25 protein-coding genes are annotated in these 25,941 nt (G+C 65.7%); 13 read left to right on the top strand and 12 right to left on the bottom strand.

Features of this window, described 5'->3' with window-relative positions; genetic code table 11:
* Positions 1 to 45 precede the first annotated feature (45 nt).
* From G9465_RS05190 to pdxT, 3 genes are all read right to left on the bottom strand, one after another.
* Positions 46 to 762 (bottom strand): hypothetical protein, encoded by a 717-nt coding sequence (locus G9465_RS05190; protein ID WP_166972910.1) that lies wholly within the window; start codon positions 760 to 762, stop codon positions 46 to 48.
* A 485-nt stretch (positions 763 to 1,247) separates the two neighbouring features.
* Positions 1,248 to 1,541, bottom strand: coding sequence for a phosphoribosyl-ATP diphosphatase (gene hisE, locus G9465_RS05185; protein ID WP_166968152.1), 294 nt, complete (start codon positions 1,539 to 1,541; stop codon positions 1,248 to 1,250).
* A gap of 42 nt (positions 1,542 to 1,583) precedes the next feature.
* A complete protein-coding gene (gene pdxT / locus G9465_RS05180; RefSeq protein ID WP_166968151.1) occupies positions 1,584 to 2,177 on the bottom strand; it encodes a pyridoxal 5'-phosphate synthase glutaminase subunit PdxT in 594 nt (197 codons plus the stop codon).
* Positions 2,178 to 2,305: 128 nt separating this feature from the next.
* Here pdxT and G9465_RS05175 point away from each other — a divergent pair, with 128 nt between their 5' ends.
* Complete coding sequence (locus G9465_RS05175) at positions 2,306 to 3,340, top strand: PrsW family intramembrane metalloprotease (RefSeq protein ID WP_166968150.1); 1,035 nt, start codon at positions 2,306 to 2,308, stop codon at positions 3,338 to 3,340.
* Here the strand turns inward: G9465_RS05175 and G9465_RS05170 are convergent.
* Positions 3,337 to 3,915 carry a riboflavin synthase gene (locus tag G9465_RS05170; RefSeq protein ID WP_166968149.1) on the bottom strand — a complete coding sequence of 193 codons (579 nt, stop codon included), beginning with the start codon at positions 3,913 to 3,915 and terminating at the stop codon, positions 3,337 to 3,339. The two genes, G9465_RS05175 and G9465_RS05170, sit on opposite strands and share 4 nt — an antisense overlap.
* 154 nt (positions 3,916 to 4,069) lie before the next feature.
* On the opposite strand from G9465_RS05170, the gene G9465_RS05165 reads away from it, so the two are divergent.
* Positions 4,070 to 4,213 (top strand): hypothetical protein, encoded by a 144-nt coding sequence (locus G9465_RS05165; protein ID WP_166966280.1) that lies wholly within the window; start codon positions 4,070 to 4,072, stop codon positions 4,211 to 4,213.
* Here the strand turns inward: G9465_RS05165 and G9465_RS05160 are convergent.
* A complete protein-coding gene (locus G9465_RS05160) occupies positions 4,210 to 5,415 on the bottom strand; it encodes a phosphoglycerate kinase (RefSeq protein ID WP_166968148.1) in 1,206 nt (401 codons plus the stop codon). The genes G9465_RS05165 and G9465_RS05160 overlap by 4 nt on opposite strands.
* A 155-nt stretch (positions 5,416 to 5,570) precedes the next feature.
* Complete coding sequence (gene gap / locus G9465_RS05155) at positions 5,571 to 6,578, bottom strand: type I glyceraldehyde-3-phosphate dehydrogenase (protein WP_166968147.1); 1,008 nt, start codon at positions 6,576 to 6,578, stop codon at positions 5,571 to 5,573.
* A 198-nt stretch (positions 6,579 to 6,776) separates the two neighbouring features.
* Here gap and G9465_RS05150 point away from each other — a divergent pair, with 198 nt between their 5' ends.
* Entirely contained in the window at positions 6,777 to 7,163 is a 387-nt protein-coding gene (locus G9465_RS05150; protein ID WP_166968146.1) for an Hsp20/alpha crystallin family protein, read from the top strand.
* 63 nt (positions 7,164 to 7,226) lie between these two features.
* Here G9465_RS05150 and G9465_RS05145 read toward each other — a convergent pair whose 3' ends face one another.
* On the bottom strand, positions 7,227 to 8,090 hold the full coding sequence (locus G9465_RS05145; RefSeq protein ID WP_166968145.1) for a RimK family alpha-L-glutamate ligase: 864 nt from the start codon (positions 8,088 to 8,090) through the stop codon (positions 7,227 to 7,229).
* A gap of 120 nt (positions 8,091 to 8,210) precedes the next feature.
* On the opposite strand from G9465_RS05145, the gene G9465_RS05140 reads away from it, so the two are divergent.
* The 3 genes from G9465_RS05140 (at position 8,211) to G9465_RS05130 (ending at position 10,279) form a co-directional block, all read left to right on the top strand.
* The gene (locus G9465_RS05140; RefSeq protein WP_166968144.1) at positions 8,211 to 9,479 is read left to right on the top strand and encodes a hypothetical protein; all 1,269 of its coding nucleotides are present in this window, start codon (positions 8,211 to 8,213) and stop codon (positions 9,477 to 9,479) included.
* A 106-nt stretch (positions 9,480 to 9,585) separates the two neighbouring features.
* The gene (locus G9465_RS05135) at positions 9,586 to 9,945 is read left to right on the top strand and encodes a helix-turn-helix domain-containing protein (protein ID WP_193571735.1); all 360 of its coding nucleotides are present in this window, start codon (positions 9,586 to 9,588) and stop codon (positions 9,943 to 9,945) included.
* Position 9,946: 1 nt separating this feature from the next.
* On the top strand, positions 9,947 to 10,279 hold the full coding sequence (locus G9465_RS05130) for a hypothetical protein (protein WP_166968143.1): 333 nt from the start codon (positions 9,947 to 9,949) through the stop codon (positions 10,277 to 10,279).
* A gap of 68 nt (positions 10,280 to 10,347) precedes the next feature.
* Here the strand turns inward: G9465_RS05130 and G9465_RS05125 are convergent, their stop codons facing one another.
* Both G9465_RS05125 and G9465_RS05120 read right to left on the bottom strand, forming a co-directional pair.
* Complete coding sequence (locus G9465_RS05125; RefSeq protein ID WP_166968142.1) at positions 10,348 to 10,569, bottom strand: hypothetical protein; 222 nt, start codon at positions 10,567 to 10,569, stop codon at positions 10,348 to 10,350.
* A 163-nt stretch (positions 10,570 to 10,732) separates the two neighbouring features.
* Entirely contained in the window at positions 10,733 to 11,266 is a 534-nt protein-coding gene (locus tag G9465_RS05120; RefSeq protein WP_166968141.1) for a 50S ribosomal protein L16, read from the bottom strand.
* Positions 11,267 to 11,439: 173 nt separating this feature from the next.
* Here G9465_RS05120 and G9465_RS05115 point away from each other — a divergent pair, with 173 nt between their 5' ends.
* Together G9465_RS05115 and G9465_RS05110 are read left to right on the top strand one after the other, a co-directional pair.
* On the top strand, positions 11,440 to 12,438 hold the full coding sequence (locus tag G9465_RS05115) for a glutathione S-transferase family protein (protein ID WP_166968140.1): 999 nt from the start codon (positions 11,440 to 11,442) through the stop codon (positions 12,436 to 12,438).
* A gap of 78 nt (positions 12,439 to 12,516) precedes the next feature.
* A complete protein-coding gene (locus G9465_RS05110; RefSeq protein ID WP_166968139.1) occupies positions 12,517 to 13,017 on the top strand; it encodes a type IV pilin in 501 nt (166 codons plus the stop codon).
* Here G9465_RS05110 and G9465_RS05105 read toward each other — a convergent pair.
* Entirely contained in the window at positions 13,014 to 14,063 is a 1,050-nt protein-coding gene (locus G9465_RS05105; protein WP_166968138.1) for a TrmB family transcriptional regulator, read from the bottom strand. The two genes, G9465_RS05110 and G9465_RS05105, sit on opposite strands and share 4 nt — an antisense overlap.
* Before the next feature lie 134 nt (positions 14,064 to 14,197).
* On the opposite strand from G9465_RS05105, the gene G9465_RS05100 reads away from it, so the two are divergent.
* Together G9465_RS05100 and G9465_RS05095 are read left to right on the top strand one after the other, a co-directional pair.
* A complete protein-coding gene (locus G9465_RS05100) occupies positions 14,198 to 16,597 on the top strand; it encodes a glycoside hydrolase family 15 protein (protein ID WP_166968137.1) in 2,400 nt (799 codons plus the stop codon).
* Positions 16,598 to 16,676: 79 nt separating this feature from the next.
* Positions 16,677 to 18,686, top strand: coding sequence for a glycoside hydrolase family 15 protein (locus tag G9465_RS05095; protein WP_166968136.1), 2,010 nt, complete (start codon positions 16,677 to 16,679; stop codon positions 18,684 to 18,686).
* A 221-nt stretch (positions 18,687 to 18,907) separates the two neighbouring features.
* Here G9465_RS05095 and G9465_RS05090 read toward each other — a convergent pair whose 3' ends face one another.
* The gene (locus G9465_RS05090) at positions 18,908 to 20,074 is read right to left on the bottom strand and encodes an ABC transporter ATP-binding protein (RefSeq protein WP_166968135.1); all 1,167 of its coding nucleotides are present in this window, start codon (positions 20,072 to 20,074) and stop codon (positions 18,908 to 18,910) included.
* A 172-nt stretch (positions 20,075 to 20,246) separates the two neighbouring features.
* Entirely contained in the window at positions 20,247 to 22,316 is a 2,070-nt protein-coding gene (locus tag G9465_RS05085) for an alpha-amylase family glycosyl hydrolase (RefSeq protein WP_166968134.1), read from the bottom strand.
* A gap of 294 nt (positions 22,317 to 22,610) precedes the next feature.
* Between G9465_RS05085 and G9465_RS05080 the strand changes: the two genes are divergently transcribed.
* From G9465_RS05080 to G9465_RS05070, 3 genes are read left to right on the top strand one after another with little or no spacing between them, the layout of a single operon-like run.
* Positions 22,611 to 23,876 (top strand): extracellular solute-binding protein, encoded by a 1,266-nt coding sequence (locus tag G9465_RS05080; protein ID WP_193571734.1) that lies wholly within the window; start codon positions 22,611 to 22,613, stop codon positions 23,874 to 23,876.
* A 12-nt stretch (positions 23,877 to 23,888) separates the two neighbouring features.
* Positions 23,889 to 24,851, top strand: coding sequence for a carbohydrate ABC transporter permease (locus G9465_RS05075; RefSeq protein WP_166968132.1), 963 nt, complete (start codon positions 23,889 to 23,891; stop codon positions 24,849 to 24,851).
* Positions 24,851 to 25,933 (top strand): sugar ABC transporter permease, encoded by a 1,083-nt coding sequence (locus G9465_RS05070; RefSeq protein ID WP_166968131.1) that lies wholly within the window; start codon positions 24,851 to 24,853, stop codon positions 25,931 to 25,933. The genes G9465_RS05075 and G9465_RS05070 overlap by 1 nt, the downstream gene beginning before the upstream one ends.
* The last annotated feature ends 8 nt before the right edge of the window (positions 25,934 to 25,941 follow it).

The raw sequence follows: 25,941 nt of genomic DNA, 5'->3' as shown, positions 1-25,941 counted from the left end.
CAGACGAAGTCTAGTTCTGGTTCGACCCGGTCGAGGAGTCGCAATTCAGAACCCGCCGTACCGGAGGTACACCATGTCCGCGATGAGCAGGAGTTGGACGAGTCCCTGCACGCCGCCGAGCATGGCGTTCTGCTGCCCGATAGCCGAGATGACGCTGGCGTCGGGCGCAGGTGAGGTCATCTCCTTGTAGATGCGGATTTCCCCGGGCATCAGGAAGCCAAAGCCCTGCACCGATAGAACCGTGACGAGAGCGAGGGCGACGACGATAGCCGGTTCGGTCATCTGGAACTGGCCGATAGTCGTCGCGACCCACGCAAGCGACCCGAGGGTGGCGACGGCGAAGGGGAGTTGCCACCGCCAGTCCGACCACGCGTTCAGCCGCCACCCCAGCAGGAGGAACACCGGAATCAGGTTCGCCGCCGTGAACAGCGCGAGCCACGGACCCGGGTTCGTGAAGAGGTCCAGTCGGAGCGCTAGAGCGAGGCCCGACGCGATGGTGAGAAACGCCATCGACGGCAGGTAAAAGGACGTCTTCGGCGTCAACTTCTCGAAGACGGCTGCGCTCTGTTCCTCGCCGAGACTCCCGACGACGGGGCCGAGGATGGCGCCGATAAAGATGTCCGTCCCCGTCCAGAGGACCCCCGCCATGACGTGGACGTAGGTGTGGTGCTGGATCGACGCCCCCGTCGTCGCGTAGGCCAGTGCCGCGACTGCGACGACGACCACACCGGCGGCGAACGCCGGATTTGCCCGTTCCCCCATCCCCGCGACCGTCCCGCGAACCGTCGACGTACTCATACGGCATGTCGGTGCTTTGGGGACGGGATAAATGTCACGCACGTTTCGGGCGCCGAAATGGCCGCTCGGTAGCCGAGACCGACCGCCTCACGCCTCGGGAGTGTCCACGCCGGTTATCTCGAACCTGTCCTCACCGTCGGCGCTCTCGGTGACCCGCACGTCCCAGCCGTGGGCCTCGGCGATTGCCCGACGATGGCTAGCCCGAACCCGGTGCCGTCGGTCCGCGTCGAGTAGCCTGTCCCGTCGACGGCGACGAGAATCGCGTCGGGCGCGGCGTCCAGAAGCGTCTCGGTGTTTGCTCGGTCTCGGCGGCCGCTCGGGGTCGCGCGGAACCGGTCGACTGTCTACGCGAGCGGCCGACTCGCCGTGTTCGCGCCCCTCGCTACGCTCTACGGCTCCCGGTGGTCGCCGTTCCGCCGAGGGTCGGTCCCGCTGTCGCACGCCCCTCGCTATCTCCGCTCTGCCAGTTCAGCCCGCAAGTCATCGACGTCCATGTCCTTCATCGCCAGCAAGACGAGCAGGTGGTAGACGATGTCGGCCGACTCGTGGGCCAGCTCCTCGTGGTCGTCGTCTTTCGCGGCCAGAATCAGTTCGGTCGTCTCCTCGCCGAGTTTCTCTAACACGGCGTTTTCGCCTTTCTCGTGGGTGAACAGCGAAGCGGTGTAAGAGCCCTCCGGGAGGGTCTCCTTGCGGTCCTCGATGACCGTAAACAGGTCGTCGATGACGTCGTCGGCGTCGTCCATACGCCGAGAATCGGCGGGGTGTGCCTTCAGGCCGTCGAACCCCTACGACTCCACGCTGTCGAAGAACGCGAGGTCGTGGATGCGGGGGTCCTCGGTCAGTTCGGGGTGGAAGGAGGTCCCGACGACGGGGCCGTCACGCACCGCGACGGGGTGGCCGTCCCACGAGGCCAGCACCTCAGCGCCGTCGCCGACGTAGTCGATGACCGGCGCGCGGATGAACACGGCCGGGAACGGATCGTCGAGACCCGCGACGTCGAGTGGTGCCTCGAAGCTATCCTTCTGCCGGCCGAAGGCGTTTCGCTCGACGGTGACGTCGAGGATGTTCAGCGTGTCCACCCGGTCGTCGTGGGCGTCGGTGGCAGCGACGATGAGTCCTGCACACGTCGCCAGTACCGGTTTGCCGGCCTCGACGTGGGCCGTGATTTCGCTGTCGATGCCCGCGCGCTGGACGAGTCGGGAGATGGTCGTCGACTCGCCACCCGGCAACAGGAGAACATCACAGTCAGGGACCAGCCCCGCTTCGCGTATCTCGATGACCTCCGCCGTCTCGCCGTGGGCCGCCGCGGCACGCTCGATGGCGTCAGCGTGCTCGGAAACGTCGCCCTGAACGGCGAGGACGCCTGCCCGTAGAGTCATATCAGGCGATAAGCCGGGCACCGTCAAAACACTCTCGTCTCGACGGAGACCTGTCACGGCCGACGGTCGGGGCCCGACGCCCTACCGAGAGCCAAACCGTTACGTGGCGCGCTGCCGACCGTTCGTGCATGGGAAAGCGACGGCGAGACCCGGTCGCGTCGAACGCCGACCGGTCGACGGACCTCTACGAGATAGCCGACTGGGAGGTCCGCTCACGGTTGGACCGGTTCGCACACTGGCTCTATCACACCGGTCTGTGGGCGCTCCGAGGACTCGTCATCCTCGTTGCCGTCGGGATTCTGGTGTTACAGGTCGCATTCGGCAGTCTGGGCGCGCTGGGCGTCCAGCCATTGTTCGCCGGACTCGCCGCGCTCTCGGCCGTGCCGGCGCTGTTGCTCGCGGCCTACATCTGGTACGCCGACGTGACCACCGCCGAACCGCTGACGCTACTGGTCGGAACGTTCCTGCTCGGCGTGTTGTTTGCCGGGTTCGCTGGGTTGCTGAACGTCGTCCTCGGCGGCCCAGTACAGGCCATCGGCTCCGGGTTCGGCCTGTTTCAGCCGGCCGGGACGTTCTTCTTTTTCTTCCTCGTCGTCGGCCCCGTCGAGGAGAGCGTGAAACTGCTCGCCGTTCGGCTGTACGCCTACCGCGACGACCGGTTCGACGCGGTCATCGACGGTGCGGTGTACGGCGCGGCGGCGGGACTGGGCTTCGCCACTATCGAGAACGCGCTGTACATCGTCCAGAACACGGACGTCGTCACCGGGACGCTGGCGGCGTTCGACGCGGGGAGCGACATCGCGGCGGTGCGGGCGCTGGCCGGCCCCGGCCACGTCATCTACTCCGCGTTCGCGGGCTACTACCTCGGACTGGCGAAGTTCAACCCGGAGGACGCCGGCCCCATCGTTCTGAAGGGGTTACTCATCGCGACGGTCATCCACGCCACCTACAACTCTCTCTCGGGCGTGGCGACCGGCGTCCTCTCGGTGGTGTTCGGCGTCGACCAGTTGGTCGCTTTCTTCGCGTTCGTGCTGGTGTACGACGGCGTCTTCGGCCTGCTCCTCCTGCGGAAACTGGACGCCTATCGGCAGGCCTACCAGACGGCCAACGCGGCGCCGGGCGAAACGACGTACGACCCCGAACGGACCGAGTTCGAGCCCTAACAGAGCTGTTCGACGTACTTCGCGACGACGTCGACTTCCAGATGCACGGGGTCGCCGACCGACTTCTCGGAGAGGGTCGTCTCCGCGTACGTCGTCGGGATGATGGCCACGTCGAAGGCGTCCTCGCGTCGGTCGGCGACGGTCAGGCTGATGCCGTCGACCGTGATAGAGCCTTTCTCGACGAGGTAGTCTCGCTGGCTCTCTGGAAGCGAGAAGGTGAACGTCCAGTCATCTCCCTCCCGTTCGATGCCGACGATTTCGGCGGTGGCGTCGACGTGACCCTGCACGATGTGCCCGTCGAACCGGCCGTCGGCCGGCATCGCCCGTTCGAGGTTGACCGCGTCACCACCCGAGAGGTCGTCGAAGTAGGTCCGAGCCAGCGTCTCGCGGGCGAGGAACACCTCGAACCACTCGCCGTCGGAAACGTTCTCGACAGTGAGGCACGTGCCGCTGACGCTTATCGACTGGCCGTGGTCGAGGCCCTCGAAGGGTGCGCCGATGCGAACCCGTCGCCCCCCTTCGTCGTCTACGACTGCCTGTACCGCACCCGTCGTCTCGACGATACCGGTGAACATACCGAACCGTGGGGCGCTGCCATCGAAAACACTTCGGCTCGGCGGCCCCCGAGGGGCGTCTTCGGTGACCGTCGCCACGACTTACTCGGGACCGAGTTATATTTTTACACCATTAATCACAAGGAATTTACTACAGAGGGTCGTATCGGTTCGTATGCCTGCGATGGCTCCCCGAAAGCGCGACGACGGCGACTGGACGGCCAGACACGCGCGAACGCGCCCCCGAGAGAAGCGGCCAGTGGCAGTCTACGAGCCCAAAGACGGCTGGAAGCAGCGACACGCCGAGACGGACCGTTAGCGCTTGAGCACTTCGACGCCCACCAGTTCTGCACCGGTCAGCGCGCGGATGTAGGCCCCACCCGCGATAGAGACGTGACCGAACTCGTCCTCTGACATCCCGTACATCTCGATGGCCCGAGAGGTGTCGCCGCCGCCGACGACGGAGAAGCAGTCGGTGTCCGCGATGGCTTCGAGGACGCCGGCGGTGCCGACAGAGAAGCGCTCGTCCTCGAACATCCCGAGCGCACCCTTCACGAAGACGGCCTCGGAGTCGCGGATGACGGGCGAATACTCCATGACCGTCTCGCTGCCCACGTCGAGGTAGGAGACGGTCTTCTCGTCGATGTCGTCGACCGATTGCTCGGCGCGGGACCCGTCGTCGTCCTCGTATGCCAGATCGACCGCGAGGGTAATCTGGTCGCGGTGCGCGTCGAGCATCGACTCTATCTTCTCGCTGTTTTTCTCCCACTGGTGGTCATAGAGGTCGGCGTCGTCGATGTCGTAACCGACGGGGTAGCCCGCCGCGCGCAGGAACAGTTCGCCGGCGATACCGCCAAGCAGGAAGTCGTCGACTTTCTCGTCTAAGTGGGTCATCACGTCGATGACGTCGGTGGCCTTGGTGCCGCCGACGACCATCGTGACGTTGCCCTCGAACTCCTTCTCGGCGATGGCGGTGTTGGCCTCGTACTCGGTCTCCATGACGCGACCCGCGTAGGCGTCCATCACCAACGGGAATCCGACGAGCGAAGCGTGCGAGCGGTGGGCCGCCGAGTAGGCGTCGTTGACGTAGGCGTCGAACTCGCCTTTCAGCGTCTGGACGAACTCCGTCTGGGCCTTGACCTCGGGGTCCTCCTCGGGGAGTTCCTCGTCGCACATCCGGGTGTTCTCCAGTACGAGGACGTCGCCGGCCTCCAGCCCCGCTATCTCGTGGATGGCGTCGGGACCGAACGTGTCGGCGACGAACTCGACGTCGCTGTCGACGTGGTCTGCGAGGATGTCTGCGTGCTGTTCGAGCGAGACGAAGTCGTCCCGGCCGGGGCGGCCCTGATGGGCCATCACCGCGACTTCGAAGTCGCGGTCGACGAGTTCGCGAATCGTCTCGGCGTGGCGGTCGAATCGGCGGTTGTCCTGTACGTCGCCGTCCTCTACGGGCGAGTTGAGGTCGAGTCGGACGAGGACGCGCTGGCCGTCCTCGAGGTCGTCGAGCGTCTGGAAAGTCATCACGCGGGACAACGCCGGCCCCGTGTATAGGCGTTTCCGAGTCGAGCGGCGAGTAGCAGCGGTTCGGTCGTCAAGGCCCCAGAGGCGCCCGCGAACGACGGCGAGACCACTCCCGAGGAGACACGCGAAAGAAACACCGCGAGTCGAGACGGCGCTTACTGCTCGGTGATGTACTGAGCGACGTCCAGCATCCGGTTCGAGAAGCCGTACTCGTTGTCGTACCACGTCAGAATCTTCGTCATCCCGCTGACGACGTTCGTCGACTGGAGGTCGACCTGCGTGGAGTAGGGGTCGCCGAGGATGTCAGAGGAGACGACGTCCTCGCTCGTGACGCCCAGCACGCCTTCGAGTTCACCGGCGGCGGCCTCCTCGAAGGCGGCGTTGACGTCGGCCTCGGTGACGTCGTCGTCGAGGTCGACGACGAACTCCGTGATGGAGCCGTTCGGGACCGGGACGCGGATTGCCATCCCGTCGAGTTTGCCTTCGAGTTCGGGCAGGACCTCGGTGGCGGCCTGTGCGGCGCCGGTCGAGGTGGGGATGATGTTCTCGGCGGCGGCGCGGCGACGGCGGGGCTTGCTGTTGGGGCCGTCCATCAGGTTCTGCGAGCCAGTGTAGGCGTGGACGGTCGTCAACTGACCGGCGTTGATGCCGAACTCCTCGTCGAGCACCTTCGCGACGGGGGTGATGGAGTTGGTCGTACAGGAGGCGTTCGAGACGATGTCCTCGCCGTCGTACTCGTCCTCGTTGACGCCGTAGACGATCTGCTTGACCGGTTCATCGCCTTTCGGGGGCGCGGAGATGATGACCTTATCGGCACCCGCTTCGAGGTGCTGGCTGGCGTCCTCTTTGGTACGGAAGATGCCGGTCGCCTCGAAGGCGACGTCGACGTCTAAGTCGTCCCACGGGAGTTCTGTCGGGTCCGTCTCGTGGAAGACGCCCGCCTCGAAGTCGGTGCCGTCGACGGTCAGCACGCCGTCCTCGACGCCTGCACCTTCGAGATTGCCCATGACGGTGTCGTACTGGGCGAAGTAGTCGATCTCGTCGTCGTCCATCACGTCGTTGACACCCACGATTTCGACGTCGTCGTTCTCCAGCGAAGCGCGGAACACGTTGCGGCCGATGCGGCCGAAGCCGTTGAGGCCAACACGAACTGGGTCGCTCATACCGCCTAGTAAACCTGCGCTACGGAGTAAAGTGTTTTCGGAGTTGTTTTCGCGGGTGATTGTTTATGAGCATTCCGTACCGAATCTACGGCCTCACGCGAACGGCGCGGCACGGTCGAGTCGAACCGCCAGAAGTGGAAGCAAAGAGTGAGCCCGTCAGAAGGCTTTTCAGACAGTGCGACGTACCGCCTCGTACTGATGAGACGGGACGACAACGACGACCCCTTCGACGAGTTCTTCCGCGAAATCGAGCGCATGATGGACGAGATGATGGGTTCCGAAGGAGACGTACATATCGACCGCGACAGCCCGAACGGCGGCGGTGACCTCCACGTCGACGTCCACGAGACCGACGACGAGATCCGCGTCGTCGCCGACATCCCCGGCGTCGAGAAGGAGGCTATCGACCTGAAGTGTGACGGCAGCGTCCTCACCATCGACGCCGACAGCCACCAGCGAGAGTACCACGAGCGACTCACCCTCCCCAGCGAGGTCGACGAACACTCCGCGTCGGCCACCTACAACAACGGCATCCTCGAAGTCACCTTCGACCGCGAGGAAGACTCCGCGGACATCGAACTGTAAGGTCGTCCCGTCTCCGTTCTCTCCGTTCTCACGTCGTGTTCGTTCGTGACTGGACAGCGGCGGCTACGCGACTGCAGTCTCGCGAATCAACCCCGCTAAATCGTCCCAAAAGCCGTCCTCGTACTTCGTCGCGCTGTCGATAGTCGGACGGGCGTTCGTCTCGTTGACCACCGCGCGGTCCTCGGTCACCAGCAAGTCGACGCCGAGATACGGGACGTCCAGCACCTCGGCCGTCCGCTCTACGAGAGTGCGTAACTCCTCGGGTAACTCGACGCCCTCGGCGTCGGCACCGCGGTGGACGTTGTGCTTCCAGCGCCCGCGCTCGCGGGCCGCGGTCGGGAGGCGGCGCTCGACCGCCCCGACGTACTCCCCGTCGACGACCATCGCCCGGTAGTCCCGCGCGCCGGGGAGATACTCCTGTACCAGAAACGACCGGTCGCCAGTCGCACGGTAGTCGTGGACCAGATCGAGGTAGTCCGCGACGCCCAGAAACGAGTCGAGGTCGTGGGCCGTCGTCACGCCGACGCCTCGGGTCGTCGAGTTCGGTTTCACGACGACGGGCGACCGCACCTGCTCGAAGGCCGCAACGAGGGCAGCCTCATCGGCCGGGTTCGACACCATCACCGTCTCGGGCACCGGGACGTCGGCGCGGCCGAGTCGGGCCAGCACGTCAGCTTTGTTACGCGACCGGAGGATGGCCTCGCGGTCGTTGACCCACGGGACATCGAGCATCGCGTCGGCGACGGCACCCTCCATGATTCGTGGGGGGTAGACGAACCCCACGTCGTACTCCTCGAACGGGTCCGCAGTCAGCGGTACCGCTCGTTCGCTCGTATCGACGTGGCCGATGGCGATCCCCCGTGCGGCGAGCGGGTCCACCATCCGCTCGAACGTCTCGGACCGCGTAGTGACGGCGAGGTCCAGCATCGTCGTCGCTTGGGGGTATCGCTACATAGGTGTGTGTGCTGTCGAGTCGGGAGTGGGGTGGAAGTCACTACAAAAACCTTCCGCTCGTTTGCAGCGCGTTGCGGGCCATCCGGTCGTATGATGTCCGAGGCGTGTCTCCAGACAGACACAGCGATGAGCGACGACACGACATCACCCTCCGACGGACGGACGCGCCGTGGGTTTCTCCGGGCCGGTACCGCGACGCTCGCGGTCGGGGCCACAGCGAGCACCACGGGGTGTCTGTCCAGCCTCCCCCCGCTCGGCAGTTCACTCTCTTACGGCCGCCTCGACGTACCACCGGCAGACGAACCGGCGTACCGACGGTGGCTCCCCACCCCCGATGCGTTCGAGACGCGCTACGACGACGGCTACAGTTTCGGATCCGTCGAACCCGGCCCGTACGTCGCCGATGCGCCCCGGAAGTTCCGGGCCCGGCGCGCCTTGTTCAAGCTCGAACCGGATTACTTCGGCATCGGGTTCGAGAACTACGACCGCATGGTCACGTCGAACCTCGGCGTCGTCGTCGAAGCGTCGTTCGACCGCGACGCCGTGGCGTCGACACTCATCGGGAGCGGCTACGCTCCCGACGGGACCTACCGGGGGTACGACCTGTTCGCTCGCAGGGACACCGAACGACGGGTCGCCGTCGGCGACGGCGTCGTCGTCTGGACCAACGCGGTGGAACATCCGGCGGCGAATCTGGAACTCCTGATCGACACCGGTGCCGGCGACCGAACGCGGTATCACGAGGCCAGCGACGCGTTCGCGGCGGTCAGTGCTGCCGTCGGCGCGAGCAGACAGGTCATCGCAGGGCCGTACAGCATGGACCCCCGCGGCGACTCGGAGTTCGGTGCCGACGCGTTTAGACTGGGCGACGACGCGACGTATCAGGTGCTCGCCATGCACTTCGCCGCGGGCCGGACGCCAACGCAGGAGTCGCTCGAATCGGCCTTCCGCGAGAGCTACCGACTGACCGAGGAGAGTCAGGGAGCGGAGATCACGGTCGACGGCCGCCTCGCCACCGTCGAGGCGCGGGCGCCGCGCCGGGAAAGCGTCGACCCGACACCGGACATGGACCCACCGCAGGTCACGTGGGGCGCATCGACCGACGCGGGCGTAGAGGCACTGACGCTCCGACACGAGGCCGGAGACGCCGTCCCGGCCGAGTGGCTCTGGCTCGATTTCGAGGACGGAGCAGGCCCCAACGAGGTGGAGAAGGTCTCGCTGTGGCCGGACCGCGAGACGGTCGAACCCGGTGACACCACCACCGTCGACCTTCGTGACCACGGCGACCCCTCGGCGGTCAACGTTGTGCTGTCGAGCGGTGGGACCGATTTCAGGATGCTGTTCACCTACGAACTGGAGTGAGACCGTGACGCTGACCGACACCGGGCTCCCGCCCGTCGGACGAGCGAACGCATCGCGACGGAGTCTAGAGCGACGAAACCATGCGAACGACATTTATCACCCCGGTATGACGGATGAGTCTGTGACCGAGGACGCCGACCTCTCTACGGTCGTCGACCTGTTGGACGACGACCACGCTCGAACGATTCTCGTCGCGACGAGCGCCGAACCGCGGTCGGCCAGCGAACTCAGCGACCGCTGTGGCGTCTCCGTCTCGACCATCTATCGGCGCGTCGATCGGTTGACGGCGGCAGACCTCCTCGAAGAGCAGACCCGGCCCAGAGCCGACGGCCACCACGACACCGTCTACGTCTCGACGCTGGAGCGGTTCGAACTCGCCATCCGCGACGGGGACCTGACGTGGCACATCGAGCGGCGGGGTGAGGACGTGGCCGATCAGTTGAGCCGCCTGTGGGGGAACTTCTGAGATGGCTCCGTTCGCCACTCCCGTCGGCCTCCTCGCCGGCGTCGCCGCCACCGGGTCGGCCGTCGTCGGCCTCTATATCGGCTATCACGCCTACCGCGGCCTCCGGCGGAACGACGACCCGTCGATGCGGTACCTCTCGGTCGGGATGTTACTGCTGTTCGGCCTCGCGTACGCGCTGGCGGTGGCCGGGCAGGGACTCATCGCGTTTCGCGTCGTCTCCATCCAGTACCAGCCAGTCATTCGACTGGTCGTCCGGATGGTACAGCTCGTCGGCCTCCTGAGCATCGCTTACTCGCTTCGTATCGCGACCACCCGCCGGTCGCCGACCGAGTGACGGGACCGACCGGTCCTCACGACCGTGTGCTGACAGCGTCGAAACGCCGAGGGACGACCGCGTTCGGGCTACGCGTCCACTGTTTCCGCCTCGCTGTGACCGCCACCCCGACCCCGGAGCAACACCCATAGCACGATGACGGCACCCTCGATCCGTGCCACGCTGTACACCCACGGTTTGAGTTCGACGTCGCCGTCTTCGGCCGCGAGGTCCATCCAGAAGTCGACCATCTTCCGAGGCGCGGCCAGTTCGAGCAGTCCGACCGCGAGCAGCAGGAGTCTGAGTACCATACCTCACGGTACGACATGTTGACTCAATACTATTTTGGCGGTGCCGCCTGCCTCGTGTGACCCTCGGCGAGTCAGTGACAGCCAAACGACGTATCAGTGCGACCGCTAAGCGCAAAGCGCAGTCGTCCGGGTGGACGACCAGCGTGAGAAAGCCGTCGCGGCGTTACGCGATGAGCAGTTCCTCGCCGCGCTCGACCTTGATGCGGCAGGAGGGCGTGATCTTGTTGTAGGCACGGCGGAACGCCTCTTTGACGTGTTCGGCGTCCTCGACGTTGCAGTAGGCCGTAAAGAGCTGTTCGCCGGCCTGCACGCGGGCGGCGGTGCCGACGATCTTCCCGAAGGCCTGTCGCATCCCGTCGGAGACACGGTCGGCCCCGGCACCGGTCGCCTGCTTGTTCTCGCGCAGGACCTGGTGGGGGAACTTCCGCAGCGTCATCCGGTAGTCGCCCTCCTCACCGATTTCCTTGATGAGGTGGCGGTTGGCCGACAGGCGAGACGCCTCCAGCGAGCCGTGACGGAGCTGGACCGACTCCTCGACGATGAGGCTAATCTGGACGGGGTAGTCGTCTTTCTCGGCCGTCTTGCGACCCATCTCGTGCTGTGCGATCTTCGAACCAGGGATGCCCGTGATGTACTCGCGTCGGGTGTACGAGGGCTTGTCGATGTCCCGGTACATCGAGGCAGGTTTGTCCGACATAGGTACTCTTGGCGAATACGTGGCCGAGCGACCTGATAAGGGCTTCGAAGGGCAGGCGGGCAAGTGGGTCAGACCCACACACTACGCAGCGGCCCAGAGACAGCCGTAGATGGTGACACGAACGTTACCTCGCTCGGGTGTTTATCCGGTTCGAGCCCCAACACGCAGCCACCATGAACATGCTCGTCGACGGCGAGTGGCGAACAGACGCCTACCAGAGTACGAACGAGGACGGAGAGTTCGACCGGCAAGACACGACGTTTCGGGATCGAATCGAGGACGACCCGGACGCACGCTTCCAGCCGGAAGCGGGCCGCTATCACCTCTACGTCTCGCTCGCGTGCCCGTGGGCCCACCGCACGCTCCTCGTTCGCGCGCTCAAGGGGCTGACGGACGCCATCAGCGTCGACGTCGTGGACCCGTACCGCGGGGACGACGGCTGGCAGTTCACCCCCGAGAAGGAGGGCTGTACCGAGGACTCGCTGTACGGCGCCGACTACCTCCGCGAACTGTACGTGAAAGCGGACCCCGACGCCACCTGCCGCGTGACGGTCCCCGTCCTCTGGGACAAACAGGAGGAGACCATCGTCAACAACGAGTCCAGAGAGATCCTCCGGATGCTCGACACGGAGTTCGACAACGTCGCCGCGAGCGACGTGGATCTCTACCCCGACGGGTATCAGGACGAGGTGGACCGCATCATCGACGACATCTACGACCCCATCAACAACGGCGTCTACCGCGCCGGGTTCGCGAACACGCAGGACGCCTACGACGACGCCGTCGAGGAACTGTTCGACGCGCTCGACCACTGGGACTCGGTGCTGGAAGACCAGCGCTACCTCGCGGGTGACCGCCTGACCGAGGCCGACATCTGCATGTTCACGACGCTGGTGCGCTTCGACGAGGTGTACCACACACATTTCCAGTGCAACCACCAGTTCATCCGGGAGTACGACAACCTCTGGCCGTACCTGCGCGACCTGTATCAGACGCCCGGTGTGGCCGAGACGGTGGACATGGACCATATCAAGGAACACTACTACACCACCCACCCGGACGTCAGCCCGAAGCGCATCGTGCCGATGGGGCCCGACCCCGACTTCGAGGCGGCCCACGACCGGGACGAACTGCCCGGCGGCGTCTCCGAGGACCTGCTCGCGACCGTCTAATCGCGCGCTTGCTGTGGCCGGTATCGAGCGACGAATCGATGCGAGCGCTTTTTGAGTCGAATGAGAGAGTGTGTGGATATGGTTCGGGGGAAAGCCCGGGGTGTCAGTCCGGTCATCGGCGTGGTCCTCGTGGTCGCTATCGTGGTCGTACTGGCGGCGACGGTCGGGGCCTACCTCGTCGCGTTCAGCGACGAGCAACCCACACGGGCACCCCAGACCGCTGTCGTCGCCGACTACAGCGAGCGGACGACGGGGAACGGACAGTACCTGAACCTGAGCTTCGAGAGCGGAGAGACGCTGACTCGTGACCGGCTCTCGCTCGCGTTCTCGGGTGCGAGAGACTCGGACGGCAACGCCGCACCGCTGACCGGTGATCCGCTGGGAACACAGGCGCCGACGACCATCGGGTCGGGCGTCGAGATATCGATTCACGCCGACCACTTCGACGAAGTCGACACCGGGGCTGGGGAACACCTCGACCTGAGCGAGGCGACGGTCCGATTGGTCTGGGACCCGAAACCGTCGACAGAGAGCGAGACGTACGTCGTCTACCGGTGGCCGGACCCGAGTCGGCGTTAGGGTTCCGAGAGCGTGACCTCGTCGGCCTCGTAGTCCTCGATGAACGACCCGGGGCCGCCGATGGTCACCGTCTTCTCGCCGGTGTCGACGACGAGCGTGTGTTCGATGGGGTAGGCGTTGGTCTGTGGTTCGGCGAGCCCCTGTCGGGTGTCGACGACCGTTCCCTCGATAGTGCCGGGGTCGTCGGCGGCCTGCACCGGGTGGACGGCGGCGGTGACGTACACCGGTTCGTCCGCCCGAAGGCGGAGCGTCGCCTCCAGAACCGGCTGACGGAAGTTCCGATACGTGGCTGGGAGGGCGCGCGGTTCGGCGACGTATATCTCGCTCGACATCGGCCAGTAGTTCCCGAGGAACGACCCCGAGAGCACGGGAACGAGTTGCTCCTGGACGAAGGCGATGGCGCGTTGGTCTGAGTTCGACCGGATGATGATGTCCGCGGGCGCGACCAGTCCGAACTGGCCGTCGACGGTGAGCATGATGGGCATCTCCTGGTCCCACGCCCGTGCGACCGAGGCCATCCCCGCCACGTCGTCGCCGTCGACGTCCGTCGCGCTGCTGACGACGAGAAGAACGAGGACCCCGCGGTCGACGGCCGCCTCCAGTTCGTCGGCTATCTCGGGGAGGTACTGCTGTGGTACCGACAGCATGACCTCGTTCTCGGCGTTGGCGAGGTACTCGGTGAGCCGTTTGACCACCGTGACGCGGGACTTGATGACGTCGAACTGCTGCGTGCGGCGTTCCGTATCGGAGAACCGCTCGTCGAGTGCCGTCTCCATCTCCTCTAGCTGGTCCGAGAGCGCCGCGATTACCTCCGAGGGCGGGCGGGCGCGTATCGTCGTCGGGACGACGTGGTCGTTGACCTCGACGAACCCACGCTTCTCGAGCGACTCGCTGATACTGTAGACGTACCGCTTCGAGACACCAGTGTCGTCGGCGATTTCGCTGGCCTTCGCCTCCCCGTTCTGGAGTATAGAGAGATACGTATCCACCTCCTTCTCCGAGAGCCCCAACTGTGTGAGCCTGTCCGCGAGCGTCGAATCGTCCATACTAATTTATCATCTCCACTGTGGCAAGTAATTTGGTTCGGTCCCGTCCGGGCCGTCGCTGTCCTGAAGAGATAGTTGTAATAATTCATTACAGCTTGAGAAAGCATTAAGGTACTGGTCGTGCAGGGTCCCGTATGACACAGCGAGAGGTTCCGACTGCCACGGCGGACGCGACGTGGACGGTCGGTGAGAAGTACGGGTTCGGCACCGTCTGTGACCACGACGACGTCGACCCGTCCCGAGTCTGGTATACGCTGACTGAGGGCGCCGTCACCGAAGTTCGGTTCCCCCGCATCGACGTGATGAACGTCCGCGAACTCGACTTCCTGATCACCGACGGCGAGGAGTACGCCGTCCGGACCTTCCGGGAGCGGCGCGACCTGCCAGACACCGTCGAACGGTCGGCGGAAGCGGTCGGTGAGGACGCGCTCCTCTTTCGACAGACCGCGCAACCGACCGACGACCACGACTGGACGCTGACCGTCGACCACGCGACACACCCCGGCGAGGACGCCCTCCTCCTCGACGTCGACTTCGAGGGCGAGGGGTACGACCTCCACGTCGTCGTCGACCCGGCGCTGTCCGCACACGCCGATCACGACGTCGCACGTACCCGCGGGGACGCCCTGTTGGCCGCTCACGACCGACCCGCCGACGCCGACCCCGTCTTCCTGTACGAGAACGGCGATCCGATAGACGTGGGGATGGCGCTTTCGAGCGCCGACGGATTCGACTGGACCACCGCCGACGTCCGCGAGGGCGACGTCGAGACGGCGCTACTGGAGACTGGTTCGACCGACGCACGCCACGCCAAAGCCCGTGGCAACGTCGTCCTCGCCGGGACGCTGTCGAGTCACGACACCACGCTGGCGCTCGGGTTCGCCGAGGACAGCGACGACGAGGCCGCACTGGTGGCCGCCGATGCCGCCCTCGACGACGCGTTCGAAGACGTCCGCGCCGCCTACGCCGACTCGTGGGCGGCCTACCTCGACGAGGTGGCGGTGCCCGACAGCGTCGTCGGTGACGACGACCTGCTGGCTCAGTACAAGACCGCCGTGATGGTGATGAAAGCCGCCGACTCCAAGCAGTTCCCCGGTGCCGGCATCGCCTCCCCCTCGGTCCCGTGGGGCGACGCCGTCGACGCCAACGACCCCATCGACTACGGCTACAACTACGTCTGGCCGCGGGACCTCTATCAGGCTTACACCGCCTTCGACGCGATGGGCGACGTCCAGAGCGCCATCGACGCCACCGAGTACGTCTATGCGTACCAGCAGGACGACGACGGCTTCTTCCCGCAGAACACGTTCCTCGACGGCCGCACCCGCTGGGGTGGCGAGCAGATGGACGAAATCGCCTTCCCGCAGGTGATGGCCCAGCAACTGAAAGCGCGCCACGGCTACGGCCTCGACGAGGCGGGCTACGGCTACGAGAACGTCCGCCGCTCCAGTGACTACGTGGTCGCCACCGGCCCACACACCCAACAGGAACGCTGGGAGGAGGAACCAGGCTACTCCCCGTCGACGACGGCCGCCGAGATAGCCGGCCTCGTCTGTGCCGCCGACCTCGCTCTCGACGCTGGCGAATCCGCCGACGCCATCGCCTATCTCGGCGTGGCCGACCACTGGGTCGACCGACTGGAGGACTGGCACGCGACGACGACGGGCACCGAGAAACACGCGAACACGCCGTACTACGTGCGCATCACCGACGAGGGCAATCCCGACGACGGCGAACTCCGCACCCACAACAACGGCGGCGGGACCCTCGACGAGCGCAACATCATGGACGGCGGTTTCCTCGAACTCGTCCGTCTGGGGGTCCTGCCCGCCGACGACGAGACCGTCCGGAACACCGTCACGGAGTACGACGGCGACATCATGGTCGAGACGCCTCACGGCCCCGCGTGGTACCGCTACACCGGCGACGGCTACGGGGAGAAGCGCGTCCAGCCCGGAGCCCCGTGGATGCCCGACGAGACCGGGAAGGGACGCCTCTGGCCGTTCTTCACTGGCGAGCGCGGCGAGTACGAACTCCTGCTGGACGACCCGACCTTCGACCCCGAGAGCCTGCTGGAGACGCTCGGCGCCTTCGCCAACGACGGACGGATGCTCCCCGAACAGGTGTGGGACGAGGCCGGCGAGAACGACTTCGACTGGGCGTTCGGGTCGGGTACGTCGAGTGCGACGCCGCTGTCGTGGACCAACGCCCAGTTCGTCCGCCTCGCGTGGAGTATCGACGCGGGCGAACCCGTCGAGACGCCCGCCGTCGTCCGCGAGCGGTACGGCGGGTCGGCCCCTGCCGACGGTCCTGACCTCGACGTGACCATCGACCGCGAGGGCGACAGCGCTCGCGTCACCGGCCACACCGACGGCGACAACCTCGTCGTGAAGACACAGACCGAGACGGTACACGTCTCGGGCGGCGACGTCGACGTCACCGCCGCGGCCGAGGCCGACGCGCGCGTCACCGTCGTCGCGGCGAGTGGGAGCCCCCCCGCCGTCGAGACAACTATCGCGTACGAGCGCGTCTGAACGGGCCGACGACCGTCGGTGTAAGTTCGAAAAATAATTACACCATATTTTATGGTGGGGGACGTGTTGCTTAGTGGCAATGACGCTCCGGACATCGCTAGACGACTTCAAACGCCACCGGGACGCAGACCGGAAGTTTCCCGGAGAACTTCGTTCTACGACAGGCCTCTTCGCCGGGCAGGACGACCGCCTCGTGCACGTCGACGCCGACGGCTCACTGCAGGACTACTCCTATCCGCTCAGTGGTCTCTCGGGCATCGACGCATCTCGCTTCGGGGTCGGCGACACCTGGTTCGACGGCGACGCCGACCAGCGCTACCGCGGTGAGACGGGCGTCGTCGAGACGGTCCACGACGAGGGCGCGTGGCAGGTCGTCCAGCAGGACCTGACGCTCGGCCGCGCGCACGTCACGCGATTCGAACTCGACGGCGACGCGCCGACGGACCTCGACCTCCGAGCGTACGTCCGGTTCGCCCCGGACGGCCGCGAGGGCCAGACGAGTCTGCTGGTCCACGACGACGCCGTCGAGGCCTACCACCGCCGCGAACACGACTACGTCGGCGTCTCGACCGACCTGTCGGCGGTCCACGGCCAGATTCCCGAACGGTTCGAGGAACTCGTCGACGACGACCCCGTGGAGTTCCCGCGGACGACCGACGAAGAGCGCTACGAGGACGAGGTGATGACGGCCGGTGCGCTCGTCACCGCGCCCTTCGAGGACGGCAGCGTCACCCTCGTCACCCTCCTCGCCGAGCGCGGCGAGACCGACCGCGAGACCGTCCTGTCGAGGCTCGATAGTCTCACGGGCGAGTACGCCGACGGCTCGGCGCTTGCCAGCGCGAGCGCGGACCGGCGCGAGTGGGCCGTACCACAGACGGCCGCTCACCGCGAGACGGTCGTCGACGACCTGCGCGTCGTCTCCATGCTATCGGCCGAGAACGGCGCCCGCATCGCCGGCCCGGACTTCGACCCGTTCTACGTCACCTCCGGCGGCTACGGCTACACGTGGTTCCGCGACGACGCCGAAATCTCCCGGTTCCTGCTCGACGGGAGCGAGAGCCTCGGCGTCGACCTGACCCACTGGCACCAGCGCTCGGCCGAGTTCTACTGCCGGACCCAACTAGACGACGGGAGTTGGCCACACCGCGTCTGGCCCGGCGACGAGACGCTCGCACCGGGGTGGGCCAACGCCCGCATCGAGAGCGGCGCGGACACGGACTATCAGGCCGACCAGAGCGGGAGCGTCGCGGGCTTTCTCGCGACCTTCCTGCGAACCGGCGAGCCAGACGACCCCGAACGTATCGAGGCCGCCATCGAACAGGCCGTCGAGAGCTTAGACGACACGCTGGAAGCCGACGGTCTCCCCATCGCCTGCCAGAACGCCTGGGAGAACATGCAGGGTCGGTTCGTCCACACAGCCGCTACCTTCCTCCACGCCTACGCCGCCGTCGCCCGGGCACCGGTGTCGACCGACCTCCGCGACCACGCGCGGGCACAGGCCGACACCGTCCTCGAGGGCCTCGACCGCCTGTGGACCGGCGAGCACTACGCCCTGCGGGAACACGAGGGCGAACTGGACGAGCGCCTCGACTCCGGGTCGTTGGCGCTGCCCGCCGCGATGCGCGAGTACGCCGAAGTCGCGCCGCTCTCCGACGAGACGGTCGACCGCCTCGTGACCCACGTCGAGGCGACGCTCTCCGGCCTCGAACGCGAAACGGACGCCATCCGTGGTCTCGTCCGGTTCGAGGAAGACGACTGGCGACAGCACGGACAGGGCGCCGAGAAGGTGTGGACCGTCTCGACGGCGTGGGGCGCGAACGCGGCCGCCGAACTCGGCAGCCTCCTCTGCGACCGCGACGACGACCGAGCGGCCGACGCCTTCGACTGGTCGCGTGACTTGCTCGGCGAGATTCTCCCCGGCGGATCGCTCATCCGACAGGGCGGCTACCTCCCCGAGCAACTGTTCGACGACGGGACGCCCGACTCCGCGACGCCGCTGGGGTGGCCCCACGCGCTTCGGCTGGCGACCATCGCCCACCTCGACGAGGCGGACGAACTGCGGGTCGAAACGGCAGAAGTAGCGGAGTGAACGAGGGCCCGAGCGCAAGAGACCTCGGGAGACGAATGACCCGTAGCGCAGGGACGAGGGGTGCGACTGAAAGGCCCGGCCCGCCGTAGCGGCGCGGTGAGTGTAGGAAACCACAGAACAGTAGCACAATTCGCGGAGAAGTACAGCGACCACAGGGTTCGCGGTAGCGACGCACTCGAACGACCGAGCAGGTCGCGTACGGACGGCAGAACCGCGAGTCGTTACTGGGTCGGCGTTACCGGTTCGGCGTCGGCCGCCGTGACGGCCTTGCCCGTCTCGACGTCGAACAGATGGACGGAGTCCTCGTCGAAGGCTATCTGTATCACGTCGCCGACTTCGGGTTCGATGTCGGCCGGAACGCGGGCGATGAAGTCCGGGGCGTCTTCGGTATCGAACGACCGGGACTCCGTGCCGAGGTCGAGATAGAGGTAGTTGTCGCTGCCGATGGGTTCGACGACGTCGACCGTCGACGGGATGGTGTCGGTCCCGGGAGCGTCGCTGACTGCGACGTGTTCGGGGCGGATGCCCAGTACGTACGAACCACCGGCGATGTCGCCGAAGGCGCTGGCCCGACCCGAGGTCAGGTCATAGGAGAAGCTCCCGTCGGCCCCGTTGAGGCGGACGCCGCCGTCGAAGAGGTCGGCCTCGACGTCGACGAAGTTCATCGACGGCGAGCCGACGAACCCGGCGACGAACTGGTTGGTGGGGTTCTGGTACACGTCCGTGGGTTTGCCAGTCTGCTGGAGTTCCCCGTCGTTGAGGATGACGATGCGGTCGCCCATCGTCATCGCTTCCTCCTGATCGTGGGTGACGTACACCGAGGTGATGCCCAGTTCCTCCTGGAGGCGCTGGATCTCGGTGCGCATCGTCGTCCGGAGTTTCGCGTCGAGGTTCGAGAGCGGTTCGTCGAAGAGGAACACGTCGGGTTCGCGGACGATGGCGCGACCCAGCGCGACGCGCTGTTTCTGCCCGCCGGAGAGTTCGCCGGGCGTGTCGTCCAGTAGGTCTTCGATGCCCATCATCTCGGCGGCGTCGTACACCTTCTCCTCGCGCTCTTGGGCGGACATGTCGGTGCTCATCCGGAGGCCGAAGGCCATGTTCTGCTGGATGGTCTTGTGCGGGTACAGCGCGTAGTTCTGGAACACCATCGCCACGTCACGGTGGCGCGCGTGGACGTCGGTGATGTCCGTGCCGCCGACGTGGATGCGACCGCTCGTGGGTCGTTCCAGTCCGGCTATCATCCGCAGCGTCGTCGACTTCCCACACCCGGACGGTCCGACCACCGTCACGAACTCCCCGTCCTCGATTTCGAGGTTCAGGTCGTCGACCGCGACGATAGATCCGCCGTCGAACTCCTTGCGAAGCGATTTCAGTTCGAGACTCGCCATTACTCCCTGTGTATGTGTCCCGCATGATAAATGTTCCCCAAAACTTCGAATTTGTGATGGAAAATTTCGTAGACTTTTTTCAGAGCGGCCGGCGGGAAGCCAGTAGAAGAAGACCGGTAGGCAGTGACCGACACCGAAAACCGAGCAGACGACGGCAGAATCCGCGGTCTCGTTACCCCTCGACCCGCGTCACGACGACGTCGGCCACCCGCAGACCGTCGTCGGTCGTGACGTCCGTCGCCGAGAGCAGGTCGTGGCCCGTCACGTCCGCGTCGAGCGCCACCGTCGCGTCCTCGACGGCGAAGTTCAGCACGACGGCCAGCGTCTCGTCACCGTCCGAGCGGGTGTAGGCGACCACCTTCTCGGCGTCGCCCTCTATGACCGACCATCCGGCCGGGTCGACGCCGGGCGCACGGAGGGCGGCGTGGTCGTCCCGGAGGGCGACGAGGCGGCGGTGAAAGTCGGTCAGGGCGGCGTCGCCGTCGTGCCACCGCATGGTTCCGCGCTGGTCCTCGACGCCGCGTTCCTGCCCGTAGTAGATCATCGGCGCGCCGGGGACGGTAAACGTCGCGCCGACGGCGGCCCGCAGGGGCGTCTCGCCGCACTCGTCTCGGTAGCGGTCCTCGTCGTGGTTCTCGACGTAGCGCATGTGGACCGAGCGGTCGGGGTACCCCCGCCGCGGCGACGCTTCGAGGGCGTCGAACAGCGCCGTCGCCGGTTCTTCCCCCTTGCCGACGTCTCTCAGCGTGAAGTAGAAGTCCGTGTCGTAGTGGACGTCGAACTCGTTCTCGCGGAAACTCGGGTCCCGGGGGACCGTCTCGTCAAGCAGGAGAAAGTCCGAGTTCTCGGCTTTCAACCGTTCGCGAACCTCTTTCCAGAAGCCGTGGGGGACGCCCCACGCCACGTCACAGCGGAAGCCGTCGACCTCGCCGGCCCACTCGTCGACCACGTCGAGCATCCACCGACGGACGTCGAGCGAGTCGTAGTTCACGTTGGGTATCTTCGTCCAGTTGAAGTACAGGCCGGCGGCGTCGTCGCCGGCCCAGTCGACGCCGGTGACGTTCCGGGACTCGGGAATCCGCTCGTAGTGGTCGGCGTACTCGGGGACGCCCGAACGGTGGAACTGGAAGTACGGGTGGTCACGTGAGGTGTGGTTGATGACCAAATCGAAGACGACGCGGATGCCGGCGTCGTGGAGTGCGTCGACCAGCGACGCGAACTCCTCGCGCGTGCCGAGGTCGTTTGCGGTGTCGAACAGGTCCGTGATGTGGTAGCCGTGCCGGGTCGGACTCTGGACGACGGGGGTGAACCACACCACGTCGACGCCGAGCGACTCGATGTAGGGGACCCGGCGCTCTATCTCTTCGAAGGACGTCTCGGCGATGTCGCCGACGAACTCGCGGACGAATATCTCGTAGATCGTAGCGTCGCTCGCCCACTCGGGGGCGTCGGCGGGTCGCTCGAAGGTCACGTCCTCGTCCGCGTGGATGGTCAGCGTATCGGCGATGCTGTGCTGTTCGGCGACGGCGACGGCGTGGATTCGTGAGAGGACGGGGAGCGACTCGACCGGGACGCGCAGTTCGTCGTCAGCGATGGTCACGTCCGCGTCGGCCAGAGCGTCCCGGTCGTCGAGGTGGAACTCCACGTCGGGGTCGCTGCCCTCGGGCGCCGCGCGTGCGTCTGCCGAGACGACGACGGTGTCGCCCTCGCGTCGGCCCTGCAGTTCGACGCGGGGCCGGCCCGCGCCGTCGACGGTCACCTCGTCGTCGGCGAACGGATCGAACTCACCGTCGAACGCGAAGATGACGCTGTGAGTCCCCGGCGGCAGGTCCGTCTCGAAGACCCACTCGCCTTCGCGCTCCTCGGTGGCCCAGTGGGACCCCATCGTGAAGTCGTTGAACTGCCCCATGACGACACACTCCTCGGCGTCCGCGACGTCGTCGGGATCACCCTCCACGACGTCGTCGGCGGTGACGCTGAACCGGACCGTCTCGCGTTCGGAGGCCGGAAACGCCCTGACGGTCTGAGTGTGTGTCCCGTCGGGTGCGACGAGTTCGGCGCGATAGGTTCCGGGCGCGTCGGGTTCGAGGTGGACGACCGGACCATCGCCGAGTGAGACAGAACTGTCGTCGGGCGCGTCCGCGAGTCGCCACGTGAACGTGGCGTCGACGTCTGGTCGTCGTGGTGCCAGTTCGACGGATTCGTCGGCCGTACAGAAGCGTGGTGGACCGGGGTGGTGCATACGCCATCGCTTGCCACCCCGGTATTTCATTGTTACTCTTGATTTCGACGTCTAGTGAAAGAGTTGCGAAAACACCCAACCGACTGCTTATACATTTGGGGAACAATTTCGTAGTATTTTTGTGCATGGAGGATTACGATGGATGTGAGCCGCTGTCACATCGTCGGACGCGGTGACCGACTCCCGTTCTCTCGGTCTCTCACAGAGCCACAGCACCCGGCCAGTATATGATTATCGTTCGTTATCATCCGAATGATTTAAGTTATGAAGGACTATTTCATCCATTATCCATCCATGACAATGGACCGCAGAACTCTCATCAAGCACATCGGTGGCGTCGGTGCCGCGGCGGCACTCGCCGGCTGTAGCGTGCAGGAAGACACTGGTGACGGCAGCGGCTCGTCCGACGGCGAGTCCGGCGGCAGCACCGACAGTCAGGGGCCAGCCGGCACGGCGACGGCCTGGTACTCGCTCAGCGAGAGCGAACTGGCGATCCGCGAAGAGGTCCTTAGCACGTTCAACGAGCAGAGCCACCACACCATCGACGGGGCAGACATCTCAGACCTCAAGAAGAAGACGTCAAGCGCCATCCCGGCCGGGGAGGGACCGCAGATATTCGACTGGGCCCACGACTGGGCCGGCAACTCCTACGAGCAGGGGTTCGTCGTCGACCAGAGCGACGAGGTGTCGGTCAGCCTCGACACGTTCACCGAGACGGCCCAAAGCGCCGTCCAGTACGAGGGCAACCTCGTCGGCCTCCCGTACGGCGCCGAAACCGTGACCCCCGTCGCCAACACGGACATCGTCGACTCGGTCCCCGAGTCCGTCGACGAGATGGTCTCGATGATGGAAGAACACCACGACCCGGACAACGGGCAGTACGGGCTTGCCTACCCCTTCGACCCATACTTCACGAGCGCCTGGCTCCAGGCCTTCGGTGGCTACTACTTCGACCCGAGCGCCGAGGAACCACTCGGCATCAACAACGAGGAGACCGTCCGCGGGCTGCAGTTCGCGCTGGATAACCTTGCGCCGTACATGCCGAACGACCCCAACTACGAACCGCAGGCCGCCGCCTTCGCCGAGGGCAACGCCGCGTTCACCATCAACGGGCCGTGGTCGCTGTCGGGTCTCAACAGCAACGACATCAACTACGAGGTCTTCAGCTTCCCCGAGATGAGCGACGGGACGCCGAGCCCCTACACGGGCATCTCGGTCTGGTACTTCGCCAAGCCGATGGCCGACGGCGGCGCCGCCGCGAAGGCCGGTCGACAGTTCGCCGAGTGGTTCGTCACCAACGAGGACCACCTCCTCAGTCTGGCCAAGGAACAGGGCGCGATTCCGGTGCTCTCCAGCCTCGTCGGCAGCAGCGACCTGCCCGCAGAGGTGCAGGCGTACTCCGAGTCCGCCGGGCAGGGCGTCCCGATGCCCAGCGACCCCCGCATGGGCGACGTCTGGGGTCCGGTCGAGAGCGCACTCGTCTCGGCGTTCAACGGCGACGCCACTGCACAGAAGGCACTCGACAAAGCCGCAGAGCAGATCCGCAGCAACTGGGAGTAAGACCTGACCAACATGAGTACGGCAACACGCGTCGCGAACCGCGTCGAGAAGGTGCCGTTCCTCAGTCGTGGAGACGCATCGCTACTGCTGGTGCTCCCCGGCCTGTTCATCTTCTCGGCGTTCATGCTGTTTCCTGTCGTCTACCTCGTCGGGATATCCTTCACCAACGCCGAACCGGCGAACCTCTTTGCCGGCGAAGGCGTCGTCTCCATCCTGACGTTCGGTGACGCGACGTTCGTCGGCCTCAAGAACTACGCCAACATCCTAACCGACCCGCAGTTCTGGAACTCCTTCGGTATCACGTGGCTGTTCGTGGCGACGAGCGTGGTGCTGAAGATCCTCACCAGCCTCTCCATCGCGCTGGTGGTCACCAGCGACCTCGTCCGTGGGAAGCGGTTCCTGCGCTCGTTCATCATCTTCCCGATGGGGCTGCCCCCCATCTTCACCATCACGGTGTGGCGGGGCATCTTCAGTTCCGCGCAGTTCGGACTGATGAATCAGTTCCTCACCGGGTTCGGCTTCGAACCGGTCGCGTGGCTCTCGGGTCGCTGGACCGCGTTCATGGCGTACAACATCACGGAAGCGTGGCTCGCGTACCCGTTCATGGTCATCATCACCGTGAGCGCACTGCAGGACGTCTCCGAGGAACTCCACGAGGCCGCCGTCGTCGACGGCGCGGGCTTCGTCTCCCGGTTCCTCCACGTCACGCTCCCCTCTATCAAACGACCGGTACTGTTCGCGACAATCCTGACCTCGGCCGCGTCGTTCCAGCAGTTCCTCATCCCCTTCGTCTTCAACGAGGGGGGTCCCGCTCGGGCGAACGAACTGCTGATCGTCTACGGCTACCGGGAAGCGCTCCAGTTCCAAGAGTACGGCCGCGGGGCCGCCATCAGCATCGTCGCGCTGGTCTTCATCGGCGCGTTCATGTGGCTCAACGTCAAGAAAGGGCGGCTGGCTGACGGGGTGAACGACTGATGGGACTCCTCGCCAACATCGGACGAAAGCTCTCGGAGGACGCGAAGAACGTCGCGATGACACCCGTCAACACGCTCCGGAACTGGAAATACACCGTAGAGGCCGTCCAGCGCGGCGAAGTGCCGGCCTCGGAAGTCGTGAAAGTCGCCGTCTCGACGATACTCGCGACGGTGATGGTGCTCGCGCTCCTCTTTCCCATCTACTGGATTCTGATGGCTGCGCTGTCGGGCAGCGGGGCGTCGCTTTACACCTCAGAGAGTTTCAGGCTGGTTCCGGCCAAGCCCACCCTGAAACCGTTCATCTGGGTAATCGGCGACCTCATCGTCCCGGGGTACGCCATCTCTCTCAGCGTCCCGCTGACCGACCTCGCCGTCGTGTTCAACACGCCGGAAATCACGATACTCGACGCCGCGAACTACGGCATCGACCGGCCGTCGAGCTTCAAGACGTTCCTCTGGAACAGCGTCACCGTCGCCATCCCGACGGTGCTCATCGCGATGTCGCTCATCATCCCGGCGGCGTACGCGCTCTCCCGGCAGGAGTTCCTCCTGCGCCGGAAGGTGCTGTTCCTCTACGTGCTGATGACGCAGGTCGGTGGCGGCCTCGGCGTCGCCCTGCTCATCGGGATGTACGCCATCTACGTGCAGTTCGGCATCAACGACAGCAAACTGGCACTGGCGGTGTACTACGCCGCGACGGCCGTGCCGTTCAACACGTGGCTGCTGAAGACCTACATGGACGGCATCCCGGTCTCCTACGAGGAGGCCGCCGTCGTCGACGGCGCGCCGCCGTGGCGCGTGGTCACGGAGGTTATCCTCCCGATGTCCGCCGCCGGACTGGCGACGGTGTTCATCTTCATCTTCCTGACCGGGTGGACCGAGTTCGTCGTCGCCCAGACGCTGCTGGGGACGGAGAACTACACCCTCCCAGTCGGCCTGTACTCGCTGGTCGGCGAGTACTCCATTCCGTGGGCGCGCTTCTCCGCCTTCGCGCTCACCTTCGCGACGCCCATCATGCTCGTGTACCTCTTCGCACAGCGGTACATCGAAGGTGGTCTGTCGTTCAGCGGGATGGAAGGGTAACCCGGCCA

Origin of the sequence: Haloarcula sp. JP-L23, assembly GCF_011602445.1 — an archaeon.
Classification (GTDB): domain Archaea; phylum Halobacteriota; class Halobacteria; order Halobacteriales; family Haloarculaceae; genus Haloarcula; species Haloarcula pellucida.
The sequence above is the reverse complement of the archived record's forward strand: the minus strand, read 5'-3'. Positions and strand labels throughout refer to the sequence as shown.